At 53.4% G+C, this 8,334-nt stretch carries 6 protein-coding genes, 1 tRNA gene and 1 pseudogene; 2 read left to right on the forward strand and 6 right to left on the reverse strand.

The features are described from left to right. Position 1: 1 nt before the first annotated feature. Positions 2-77 (reverse strand) — tRNA-Val (locus RW65_RS00195). A 256-nt stretch (positions 78-333) separates the two neighbouring features. Here RW65_RS00195 and gltX point away from each other — a divergent pair. Continuing rightward, positions 334-1,749 (forward strand): glutamate--tRNA ligase, encoded by a 1,416-nt coding sequence (gene gltX, locus RW65_RS00200; protein ID WP_039054662.1) that lies wholly within the window; start codon positions 334-336, stop codon positions 1,747-1,749. 97 nt (positions 1,750-1,846) lie between these two features. On the opposite strand, the gene RW65_RS00205 is transcribed toward gltX, so the two are convergent. From RW65_RS00205 to RW65_RS00220, 4 genes are all read right to left on the reverse strand, one after another. Next, a complete protein-coding gene (locus RW65_RS00205) occupies positions 1,847-2,446 on the reverse strand; it encodes a nitroreductase family protein (protein WP_039054667.1) in 600 nt (199 codons plus the stop codon). Between the two features lie 328 nt (positions 2,447-2,774). Then, positions 2,775-3,017, reverse strand: coding sequence for a DUF1158 family protein (locus RW65_RS00210; protein ID WP_039054663.1), 243 nt, complete (start codon positions 3,015-3,017; stop codon positions 2,775-2,777). Positions 3,018-3,089: 72 nt separating this feature from the next. Beyond that, a complete protein-coding gene (locus tag RW65_RS00215) occupies positions 3,090-4,997 on the reverse strand; it encodes a methyl-accepting chemotaxis protein (protein ID WP_039054664.1) in 1,908 nt (635 codons plus the stop codon). Between the two features lie 202 nt (positions 4,998-5,199). Then, entirely contained in the window at positions 5,200-6,318 is a 1,119-nt protein-coding gene (locus RW65_RS00220) for a YbdK family carboxylate-amine ligase (protein WP_039054665.1), read from the reverse strand. 769 nt (positions 6,319-7,087) lie between these two features. On the opposite strand from RW65_RS00220, the pseudogene RW65_RS00225 reads away from it, so the two are divergent. After that, positions 7,088-7,642, forward strand: a pseudogene (locus tag RW65_RS00225) (hypothetical protein); the annotation flags it as partial. Between the two features lie 478 nt (positions 7,643-8,120). On the opposite strand, the gene RW65_RS22915 reads toward RW65_RS00225, so the two are convergent. After that, positions 8,121-8,334, reverse strand: a 214-nt coding sequence (locus tag RW65_RS22915) for a hypothetical protein (protein WP_231564338.1), incomplete at its 5' end; no start/stop codon positions are given.

Below are 8,334 nucleotides of genomic sequence, written 5' to 3' on the forward strand. Positions count from 1 at the left end.
GTGGTGGGTGATGACGGGATCGAACCGCCGACCCCCTCCTTGTAAGGGAGGTGCTCTCCCAGCTGAGCTAATCACCCCCGCTGTGTGGAGTCGCATTATAGGGAGAGTTGAAAATGAGTCAACGCCTTTTCAAAAGAAATTGTTCGTTCGTCGTAAAATTAAACAAACCGCGATACTAACCGTCGCGAGAGCATGATTTCTAAACAAAATAGCCCGATAAGCCCCTCATTGCGGCAACAACATTGAGGAATCAGCCCACAGTGATAGAATATCGCCCACTTTCATTTTAGCTAGTGCCGACGGTCGGCATCTTTATAAACGTAAGGCCATTTCATGAAAATCAAAACTCGCTTCGCGCCAAGCCCCACCGGCTATCTGCACGTTGGCGGCGCGCGCACTGCTCTTTACTCCTGGCTATTTGCACGTAATCACGGCGGTGAGTTTGTGCTGCGTATTGAAGACACCGATCTTGAGCGCTCCACGCCGGAAGCGATTGAAGCCATTATGGATGGCATGAACTGGCTGAACCTGGAGTGGGACGAAGGCCCTTACTTCCAGACCAAACGCTTTGACCGTTACAACGCGGTGATCGACGAGATGCTGAAAGTTGGCACCGCCTATAAATGCTACTGCTCAAAAGAGCGTCTGGAGCAGCTGCGTGAAACGCAGATGGCGAACGGCGAAAAACCGCGTTACGACGGCCGTTGCCGCCACGATCACAGCGAGCATGCCGCCGATGAGCCGTGCGTGGTGCGCTTCGCCAACCCGCAGGACGGATCCGTGGTGTTTGACGATCAGATTCGTGGTCCGATTGAGTTCAGCAACCTCGAGCTCGACGATCTGATCATTCGCCGCACCGATGGATCGCCGACCTATAACTTCTGCGTAGTCGTCGATGACTGGGATATGGAGATCACCCACGTGATCCGTGGTGAAGACCATATCAACAACACGCCGCGCCAGATCAATATCCTGAAAGCGCTGAATGCGCCGGTTCCGGTCTATGCCCACGTCTCCATGATTAACGGCGACGACGGCAAAAAACTCTCTAAACGTCATGGCGCGGTCAGCGTTATGCAGTATCGCGACGACGGTTATTTGCCGGAAGCGCTGCTCAACTACCTGGTGCGCCTGGGCTGGTCGAGCGGCGATCAGGAGATTTTCAGCCGTGAAGAGATGATCAAGCTGTTCTCCCTCGGTGCGGTAAGTAAATCCGCAAGCGCCTTTAACACCGACAAGCTGCTGTGGCTGAACCATCACTACATCAACACGCTGGATCCGCAGTATGTGGCGACGCACCTGCAATGGCATATCGAGCAGGAAAACATCAATACCCATACCGGGCCGCAGCTATTTGAACTGGTGAAATTGCTGGGCGAGCGTTGCAAAACCCTGAAAGAGATGGCGGCGAGCTGCCGTTATTTCTACGAAGAGTTTGATGAATTCGATGCTGACGCAGCGAAAAAACATCTGCGCCCGGTGGCGCGTCAGCCGCTGGAAGTGGTGCGCGATAAGCTGGCGGCGATCGCTGACTGGACGGCAGAAAACGTTCACCACGCTATTCAGGCGACCGCCGATGAGCTGGAAGTGGGCATGGGCAAAGTGGGGATGCCGCTGCGCGTGGCCGTAACCGGCGCGGGCCAGTCGCCGGCGCTGGACGTCACCGTGCACGCCATCGGCCAGTCCCGCAGCATTGCGCGCATTAACAAAGCGTTAGGCTTTATCGCTGAGCGCGAAAGCCAGCAGTAATCTGCTTGCTGCACTAAAAAGCCGCCTTCAAAATTGAAGGCGGCTTTTTTATATCCACCGCTCGCGGCGTGCGAGGAGCGTTAAATAAGCGTGACGCTTAACGGGCAACCACAAAGCGTTTATCGTCGTCCATAAAGGCTTTATCGCCCGCTGGTGCTTCGATGGAGCCGAAGTTCATATGGCCGCGCAGTTTCCAGTTTTGCGGAATACCCCAGGTGCGCTGCACATCGGCGTCAACCAGCGGGTTATAGTGCTGAAGATTCGCGCCAATGCCTTTCTCCGCCAGCGCCAGCCAGACAGCGTATTGGGCAATACCGGTGCTGTGTTCTGACCAAATCGGAAAGTTATCCGCATAGGCGGCAAACTGTTCCTGCAGGCGCGTTACCACTTCCTGATCTTCAAAGAACAACACGGAACCCGCCGCTGCGGCAAAGCCGTCCAGTTTATCGGAGGTGGCTTTAAAGCTCTCTTCCGGCACGATCTTTCTCAACTGCTCACGCGTGAGTTCCCAGAACTGCACATGCTCTTTACCTAACAGGATCAGCGCGCGGGAGCTCTGTGAGTTAAACGCCGAAGGTGCCTGGCGAATCGCCTCTTTGATGGTTTCAATCACAACTTCTTCCGCCACCGGCAGGTTTTTACCGAGGGCATAAATGGTGCGGCGTTGTTTTGCTAAAGCGAGAAAATTGTCTGACATGGTCACTCCTGAAGTTGACGGCACGTCCGCTTCGCTGTTGCCAGCGGCCTGCGGAAACAAAGCGCTAAAAAATTTCTGTAATGGGTTCATGGTTAGCCTGTGTGCAACGAAAGTGTTAAGTGTGTTTACGGCCAACCTGCGGGCCATTGTTATTCGTAATGAGCCGTTTCGCCCTGATGAAAAAAGGATAGACCTGTGATGTAGAAAGAAAAAGCGGAACTATTTGCCGGTAGTGTTCAATAAATTTGAATGAATGAGGCGAGGATTTTTAAAGCGGGAATAAATCTATCCCCGCCGCATCAGGGCAGGGAAGAGTAAAAACGCCTGTTCAGACAGCGAACCAGCGTTTCCAGATAAAGCGCAAAACAAAAAACTCAATCGTGCCGAGCAGCAGAAACCACAGGCAATAAAGGATGATATAGAGCTGGGTCATATCCAGCAGATGAAAGCGCTGGACCAGGCTTTGCGCCAGCTGCACACCCAGCGCAGGGGCGGGGAGCAATAGCACGGAGAGAAAAGCCATCAGCAGGATACCGGCCAGGGTAAGCAGTGGTTGAGATGCAGGTTTCATAAGCATGAGTCTTTGGCGAAAAACAGTATTGTCGGGGAAAGCTGCCCGCTGCGCAACGTTCCCCGCCCTGAGTTATGCCACTACGAAGCGATCGACCAGCGTCGACATGGTTTCCGACTGCCGATCCAGCAGCTGGCTGGCGCTGGCCGCGCTGGCGACCAGCCCGGCATTCTGCTGGGTGACCTGCTCAAGCTGGTTCAGCGCCTCGTGAACCTGTGCCACGCCCAGCGACTGCTCACTCGCCGCATGGGCAATGTCGCTGACAAAGGTCAGCATCTGGCCGGTATGGTTTTTCGCCGATTGCAGAGCGCGATCCGAGGCCTGTACCAGCGTGACGCCCTGCTGGATCTGCTCCATATTTTTGCTCACCAGTTCGCGAATTTGATGCGCATCGTTGGCGCAGCGCTGGGAAAGATTACGCACTTCACTGGCTACCACCGCGAAGCCCTTGCCCAGCTCCCCGGCGCGCGCGGCTTCTACCGCCGCGTTCAACGCCAGCAGGTTGGTCTGGAAAGAGATTTCGTCAATCGAACTGACAATATTGGAAATCTGCTCGCTGGAGCCACGGATGGCAACCATGCTCTGGCTCGCTTCGCCGGCGATGCGGCTCGCTTCCAGCACCTGCTGTTCCATCTCTTCCGTCAGTCGTTTGGCTTCGTTGGCATTATCCGCCGTCAGATTAACCGCCGTGGCGATCTGCTCCATGCTGGCGGCCGTCTCGACCAGCGAGGCCGCTTGCTGGTCGGTACGGGAGGCGAGATCCTGGTTACCGCTGGCGATTTCGGAACTGGCACCGCGCAGCACGCCCGCCCCCTGTTTTATTTCGCTAACGATATGCTGAATGTTTTCAATCGCCTGATTATAGGCGCGGTTGAGTAAGGAGAGCTCATCGCTGCCGGGCACATCAAGGCGCTGCGTCAGATCGCCGTCCATACCCTCAATTGTGGTCAGGGAGTGGTGTAACTGGCGATGAATACTGCTGGCCACCAGCACGGCGAAGAACAGCGCGATGGCGAGGGCCGCGACGCTGATTACCGCAAAGAGGGTAACATCCCGCCAGGCATTATCCGCCAGCCGCTGCGCCGTTTGCAGCAGCCTGTTGGCCGCCGCATCTTCCACCGCTTTCAGTGTATTAATACGCGCGGTCTGGGCGGTAAACCAGTCCGTTGGGGCTATACCAAAACCGCCGCTGGCAACATGCTCGATCGCCTGCTGACGCATCTCCAGCGCCCGCGTTGCCTGCGGTGCGTTTAGCTGGGCTTCCAGTGCTTCATTTACTTCCGGCGTGCTAAACGCGCGGGTCGCCGCCAGCCATGATGTCTGCTTGCCCACCGCTTCATTAAGCTGGCGGAACTGGCTGTCGGTAAAGCGGTCGGCGGAAAATACGTTCGACATCAATGCACGTTCAACGCCGGTTTGCTCTTTAGCATTCAGTACGCTGTAAAACGCCGCCAGCTGGTTAACGATTTCCCCGTTATCAGTGAGCTGGCTAATGCCGCCCACCACATTCAATAAGTCGTTAATGATGGCGCTATACCAGCCCAGCGATTCGGTGCCGGTAACGCTTTGTGCGCGAAGGCGTTGGCGAAATTCGCTGATGCCTTGTTGGTGCTGTTTATATTGCTCAAGGGCATGACGTATATCGTTATTTGCCCGCTGCAGGGGGAATTGTTTTAACGCTCCGGCTAATTGTTCAAGCGCTTTATCCGAAAGAATATATTGTGCAGATAATTCAGCGCTAAATTGCTGGCCTTTACTACCGATATATCCGGCGCTCATACCGCGCTCTTTTTGTAATTCATGAATAACGCTGCCGGCATTTTTGGCAAGGTCCGTTAAGGTGATGATGGTGCCCATCTGCTGGCCTGTCTCAACGCGGGCCAGGATGCCGCTGCTGGCTAACCAGATAAGAGCAAACAACAGAGGCAGTAAAGCCAGTGCTAATTTTAATTTCATCGATAAACGGTAAATCCAACGCATAATATTGCCTCTTTCCTGTTTGCTTTAAGGTGTTATCGGAGTCGAGGCGGCAGGCTTTATTCTTAATGTAGCCCTGGTTGATATTTATCAATTCCGTTAAATTCTCGCTACTACTTAGGGATTATGCTTCTTTTATAAGTAAAAAAATAACCTGCTGATTTGCAGGTTATTTCAGTTGCGGTTAAATATATATGCGAAAAAGTTAACTGGCCGCCCAAATCTCGGCATGCTTCTGCATCAGCCCAATAAGCGAACCGCCATCAGCGATAAACTCGCGCATCAGTTGCGCTTCGCTTTTCCCGCGTTTAACCACGTTCGCCAGCTCATCCAGCGCGCTGCGCGCATTCAGCTTATCCGCCGACGGAGCGAGTTTTTCCAGCAGGCGAGTGAGATCCTCGGCAATGGTATATTGCTCACCGGTATGCACGTCTGTTATCAGCCCTTCCAGCCCGTAGCGGCAGGCCTGGAAGCGGTTGAATTTATATAATAAATAATCCTGCGGCTGGTGTTTAAACGGCCGCTCCGCCAGCAGCCAATGCGACAGCGCCTGGATAAAACCGGCAACGTTAATAGCGTGAGAGAGCGTCAGCGGCGTGTCCATCACCCGCACTTCCACGGTGCCAAAATTCGGGCTGGGACGAATATCCCAGTGCAAATCTTTAATGCTCTCAATCATTGAGGTGTAGCTTAAGCGGCGAAACAGCCCCTCAAACTCCTGCCAGTTCGCCACCCACGGCATGGGGCCGTTATCCGGGAACGATGAGAAAATATTCAGCCGCGACGAGGCATAGCGGGTATCGGTGCCCTGGATATAGGGCGATGAGGCGCTGAGGGCAATAAAATGCGGCACGAAACGGGAAAGGCCGTGCAGCAGATAGATTGCGTCATCGCCGTTGGTGCAGCCGACGTGCACATGTTGACCAAATACCGTCGCCTGCTGCATCAGATAACCAAAGGTCTCCAGCGTGCGGCTGTAGCGCTCATCGCTGCAGATCTCCTGGCGCTGCCACTTCTGGAAAGGGTGGGTGCCACCGCCGCAAATCTGCACATGATGCTCTGCCGCCGCCTGTAAAATCACCGGGTGCATAGCGGCAAACTGATGCGCTGCCTGATCGATGTTGCGGCATACGCCGGTGGCTATCTCCAGCATACTTTCTGTAATGTCGTGTTTGACTTCGCCTGCGCTTACTTTGTGTTTTACCGCTTCGATCAGGCGTGAAGAGTCCTGGCTCAGATCGTAGCCCGGCGGGTTGACGACCTGTAGCTCCACTTCAATGCCGAGGGTGAAGGGTTCGGAAACATGGAAATCCGGCAGTGGCATAGTGTTCTCGCGATTAAGGGGTTTGTTTCAGTATGGAAGCGAATAAACATTTTTCCTGCGAGACGGTGGTGACTGCTTAAAATATCAACATAGCGGGGGGAGGGGGGAAGAAAAGGGGCTTACGCTTCCCCTTTTTGATCCCGGCGGGGGAATTGTTTCGTTCACTTTTGTGGAATTGTTCCGTTCACTTTATTAGAAAAAGTGGAATAGTTCCGTTCACTTTATGTTGGGCAGAAACTTGGGTTTCATCACACGTGAACGGGAAAAGGGGGTACCGCTCCCCCCTTTTCAATCCCCGCGGCCCCGCGGGAAATCGGTGCTTCGCACTGCGCTCACCTCCCGCGCATCTGCCTGCGGTCGGCTCGACTCGCCATCCCTGGCTCGATTCGCCTCTGGCCGCCATCCGGGCGGCCAGCCCTTGTCATCTGCGCTCCGGTTCGCCGATTTCAGCGGGGACTCAACCCCTCGCTGCGATAATTGTGTTTATAAAAAACTTCGGTATCGCTTTAAGGAAAAAATGAGAGGAGGTTTGAAGTTCCATTGCAAATTCTATTACTTAACAAAAATTTTGCGAAGCGGCTTCCTGGAATAGTAATTTCTTCATTAACTTAGCTATAATCCCTTGCCGCTAATAAGGGTTAGTCATATGTTCTGTTCGCGTCTACAAAATCAGACGTCGGGTTTAGCATCCTGATTAACCTTATCGGCGACATATTTTTGTCGTGAGTTCTGCCACACCTCAATGGTGGGTTGAACGGGGGCACCGAAAGGTGCGCCGGTTTCCGATAAGGCCGGTAATGCTAACTTCGTTCAGCCCACCACCCAAGAAATTAGCATTTCCGGTGGTGGAGTTTCATCACTTATCGGAGGCTGCCTTATGGCTACTACCCCAACCCTGACTCAAACGTTATTTACCTCGCCGTTCAATCACACCACGGATTTCACCGAGCTTGCGGATAACTGTGAACGTTTCGCCGAAGTGCTTGCTGAATGTGAAGATCCCCAACAGAAGATGGCGCTTTACGGCAGGCTTTCTGCCTGTCTTGCTTTGCTGCAACCGACGCTACTTGAGCCTGTTCCACAGGGATTAAAAGCGAGTCTGACCGTAGAGAATATCCCAACTTACACGCCCTCTTTTGACCCCGATTCCGATCAACTCTGCTCTTACTGCCAGGCAATAACTCAATTGCTGATGAGTAACACGCTTGCCCCTGCATCCGAAAGCATATTTCGGGAACTGCTCTATATGCTGGTAGCATTTTTTGCCGACATCCTAAAAGCGCCACGCTGGCTAAAACAAGGACAAGAGATCTTCGATCTCTAACATCTCACGCACAATCTTCCAGCGATGCAAATCCCCGTTTAAGCAGAGATATCGCAGCGAGGGGGTTGATTCCCCGCTGCGATATTTGTGTTTATAAAAAACTCGGCATAGCTGTAATAATTTTACCGGTCAGCGGGATTGCAGTTGTTTTGAGTTTTTTAATCTATTTGCAAAAATTGTGCGAAGCTTATCCTTGAAAAAGTAATTTGTTCAATAGTTTAGCTATAATCCCTTGCCGCCTTTAAGGGTTAACCCTATGTTCATTCCGTGTCTGACAAATTAGGCGTCAGGATTGGAACCCTGCTAACTCACGAGCGGCATATTTATATATGTCGTACGTTCAGCTACAACTCAATGGTGGGCTGAACAGGGGCGTCGTAAGACGCGCCGGTCAGTGAGTCCGGTAGTTCCAACCCTGTTCGGTCCGCCACCTATGAGATTGGAACCACAGGGACAAGAGATCGAAGATCTCTTGTTCTCATGCGCAATCTCCCAGCGATTCAAATCCCCATTTAAGCAAAGATATTGCAGCGAGGGGGTGAGTCCCCGCTGAAATCGGCGAACCGGAGCGCAGATGACAAGGGCTGGCCGCCCGGATGGCGGCCAGAGGCGAATCGAGCCAGGGATGGCGAGTCGAGCCGACCGCAGGCAGATGCGCGGGAGGTGAGCGCAGTGCGAAGCACCGATTTCCC

It is taken from the genome of Enterobacter sp. Bisph1, from assembly GCF_000814905.1.
Lineage (GTDB): Bacteria > Pseudomonadota > Gammaproteobacteria > Enterobacterales > Enterobacteriaceae > Kosakonia.

Bases quoted from the DNA above. Each gene is read 5' to 3' on its own strand.
- RW65_RS00205 (WP_039054667.1), bottom strand. From the start codon at position 2,446: ATGTCAGACAATTTTCTCGCTTTAGCAAAACAACGCCGCACCATTTAT.
- RW65_RS00220 (WP_039054665.1), bottom strand. From the start codon at position 6,318: ATGCCACTGCCGGATTTCCATGTTTCCGAACCCTTCACCCTCGGCATT.
- RW65_RS00215 (WP_039054664.1), bottom strand. From the start codon at position 4,997: ATGCGTTGGATTTACCGTTTATCGATGAAATTAAAATTAGCACTGGCT.
- RW65_RS00210 (WP_039054663.1), bottom strand. From the start codon at position 3,017: ATGAAACCTGCATCTCAACCACTGCTTACCCTGGCCGGTATCCTGCTG.
- gltX (WP_039054662.1), top strand. From the start codon at position 334: ATGAAAATCAAAACTCGCTTCGCGCCAAGCCCCACCGGCTATCTGCAC.